Below are 3,141 nucleotides of genomic sequence, written 5' to 3' on the forward strand. Positions count from 1 at the left end.
CGGCCCGCCACCGCCCCCCTCGCCCTGCCCAGGTCCGCGCCCACCAGCCTGGGCGACCTGACCGGCTGGAAGGTGGAGGACTGGGCCCGCTACGTCGCCGACAGCGCCTTCGCCAACGACGCGGCGCCCGGCTCCTGGCCGGCGGCCCGGATGGACGCCGCCAAGCCCCGGCCGACCCCGGAGTACTCCCTGACCGCCCCCGCGGCGGCCGGCGTCGAACGGGACGCCCCGCCCGCCGCCGTCCAGGCCAAGCCGCTGCCGCACCCGTACGGCCAGGCCGGCTCGGTGGTCGGCCGGCTCTTCATGACCACGCCGCAGGGCGACGCGGCCTGCTCCGCCACCGTGGTCTCCGACCCGGGCAACCCCGGCCGCAGCAACCTCGTCTACACCGCCGCGCACTGCCTGCACGACGGCAAGGGCGGCGGCTGGCTGAAGAACCTGGTCTTCGTACCCGGCTTCAACCGGGACGGCCAGATGGTCCACGGCAAGCCGAACCCCGACCAGCAGGCCGCCCCGTACGGCCGGTGGACGGCGGTGCGCGCGCTGGTCTCTCCGACCTGGCTCCAGGAGGGCGGCGTCGGCGCCCACCACCAGTACGACTACGGCGTCCTGCGGGTGCGCGGCGAGGACGGCTCCGGCAGGTCCCTGGAGGAGACGGTCGGCGGCTCGGTGCCGATCTGGTTCAACGCCCCGCGCGACCGGATCACCGCGGCCGCCGCCTACGGCTACCCGGCCGAGCGGCCGTTCGACGGCCTGGAGCTCGAACACTGCGACTCCCCGGTCGCGCCCGGGCTGCTCTCCTTCGACCGGACCCGCCCGCCGATGTACCTGATCGGCTGCACCATGACGGCCGGCTCCAGCGGCGGCGGCTGGTTCGTCACCAGGGACGGCAAGCCCAACCTGGTCAGCGTCGGCGCGCTCGGCAACCGCAACCCGGCCGGCTACCAGGCCGGCCCCTCCCTGCAGGACCAGGCGAAGCAGGCCTTCGAGTACTTCGCCAAGAACGTCAGGTAGCTCCTGCGGGGGGAGACGCGGGAGGGGCCCCGGGACGGCAACGCGTCCCGGGGCCCCTCCGTTCGCTTCGGCCTCAGCCCTGCAGGGCCACCGTGAAGTACTCCAGCTCGGCGGCCAGCTCGGCCGGCACCTTGGCGTGCAGCAGGGTGCCCTCGCCGGTGTGCTCGGTGGAGAGCAGCTCGCCTTCCGCGTGCACCCGGGAGACCAGCGCGCCCTGGGTGTAGGGCACCAGGGCCCGCACCTCGATCGCCGGACGCGGCAGCTCGTCGTCGATGAGCTGCAGCAGCTCCTCGATGCCCGCGCCGGTGCGGGCCGACACCACGATGGCGTGCGGCTCGCGGCGCAGCAGGCGCTGGAGCACGTGCGGATCGGCGGCGTCCGCCTTGTTGATCACCACGATCTCCGGCACGTTCTGTGCGTCGACCGAGACGACGACCTCGCGGACGGCGGCCAGCTGCGTCTCCGGCTCGGGGTGCGAGCCGTCCACCACGTGCAGGATGAGGTCCGCGTCGGCGACCTCCTCCATGGTCGAGCGGAAGGCCTCGACCAGGTGGTGCGGCAGGTGCCGGACGAAGCCGACGGTGTCGGCCAGGGTGTAGAGCCGCCCGCTCGGGGTCTGGGCCCGGCGCACGGTCGGGTCCAGGGTGGCGAACAGCGCGTTCTCCACCAGCACGCCCGCGCCGGTGAGCCGGTTGAGCAGGGAGGACTTGCCGGCGTTGGTGTACCCGGCGATGGCCACGGACGGCACCTGGTGGCGCTTGCGCTCCTGGCGCTTGGTGTCCCGGCCCTTCTTCATCTCGGCGATCTCCTTGCGGAGCTTCGCCATCTTCTCGCGGATCCGGCGCCGGTCGGTCTCGATCTTGGTCTCACCGGGACCACGGGTGGCCATGCCGCCGCCCGAGGAGCCGGAGCCACCGCCACCCATCTGCCGGGACAGCGACTGACCCCAGCCGCGCAGGCGCGGCAGCATGTACTGCATCTGCGCGAGCGAGACCTGCGCCTTGCCCTCCCGGGACTTGGCGTGCTGGGCGAAGATGTCCAGGATCAGGGCCGTCCGGTCGACGACCTTGACCTTGACCACGTCCTCCAGGTGGATCAGCTGGCCGGGGGTGAGCTCACCGTCGCAGACCACGGTGTCGGCACCGGTGGCGGCAACGATGTCGCGCAGCTCCTGGGCCTTGCCGGAGCCGATGTAGGTGGCCGCGTCGGGCTTGTCACGGCGCTGGATGAGGCCGTCCAGCACCTGGGAGCCGGCCGTCTCGGCGAGCGCGGCGAGCTCGGCCATCGAGTTCTCCGCCTCCTCCAGCGTGCCGTCGGTCCAGACGCCGACGAGCACCACGCGCTCCAGGCGGAGCTGGCGGTACTCGACCTCGGTGACGTCTTCGAGTTCGGTGGAGAGGCCGGCGACCCGGCGCAGGGCGGCTCGCTCGCTGCGGTCGTACTGGTCGCCGTCGTAGTGGTGGCCGAGGTCCTCGTCGATGGCCGCGAGGTCCTCGTCCATGAGGGCTTCCGCCCGCAGACCGTCGAGGCGGCGCGGAGCGTCGGCGTGGTCGCGGGTGTCGAACGTGGAGGTCATTCTGTCCTTTGGCTGACTGGTACGGATGGCCTTCGGGGACCGCGGCGGCGGTCCCGTACGGAGTCTGCCCAGCTGCCGCCCCGGCTACCCGGGCGGGGTGAGCTACCCCTCAGGTCCCCGGGTGCGGCCCCGGGCTCCTGTGCCCGGAGAACGCCGTGGACCGGCCGTGAATTCCCCATGATGGTCGCACGCCCGGCGCGGGCCGGTCATCCCCATTTCCCCCGGACCACAGGGCCGCCGGGCCGGTGGTCCGGGGGACTGCCGCCCTCCGGCGCGTGCGGGCGGCTCACGTCGTACACCCCGGAGACCTTGAGCATCGCCCGCATCAGCCCCGGCAGCGCGGCCGGCTCGGGCAGTTCGACGGTGTAGGTGTGCCGGACCCGGGACTCCTGCGGCGGCTCGACCTCGGCCGAGACGATGCCGACGCCCGCGCCGGAGATCGCCGCAGTGAGGTCGGCGAGCAGCCGGGGCCGGTTCAGCGCCTCGGCCCGCAGGGTGGCCCGGTGCCCGGCGGCCGGCGCGCCCTCCGGCTGCCAGCGGACCTCCAGCTC

Annotated in this window: 3 protein-coding genes; 1 reads left to right on the top strand and 2 read right to left on the bottom strand. The window is 73.7% G+C overall.

The annotated features are described in order from the left end of the window. The coding region (locus tag KS423_RS42055; protein ID WP_224284986.1) for a serine protease at window positions 1–1,014 on the top strand (1,014 nt) is incomplete at its 5' end. A 73-nt stretch (window positions 1,015–1,087) separates the two neighbouring features. Here the strand turns inward: KS423_RS42055 and hflX are convergent. Then, a complete protein-coding gene (gene hflX / locus KS423_RS42060) occupies window positions 1,088–2,590 on the bottom strand; it encodes a GTPase HflX (protein ID WP_224284987.1) in 1,503 nt (500 codons plus the stop codon). 206 nt (window positions 2,591–2,796) lie between these two features. Next, the coding region (locus tag KS423_RS42065) for an ACT domain-containing protein (RefSeq protein WP_308020315.1) at window positions 2,797–3,141 on the bottom strand (345 nt) is incomplete at its 5' end.

Origin of the sequence: Streptomyces sp. LS1784, from assembly GCF_020103755.1 — a bacterium.
GTDB lineage: Bacteria > Actinomycetota > Actinomycetes > Streptomycetales > Streptomycetaceae > Kitasatospora.

Excerpts from the sequence above, each read along its gene's own strand:
- hflX (WP_224284987.1), bottom strand. The coding sequence starts at position 2,590 with ATGACCTCCACGTTCGACACCCGCGACCACGCCGACGCTCCGCGCCGC.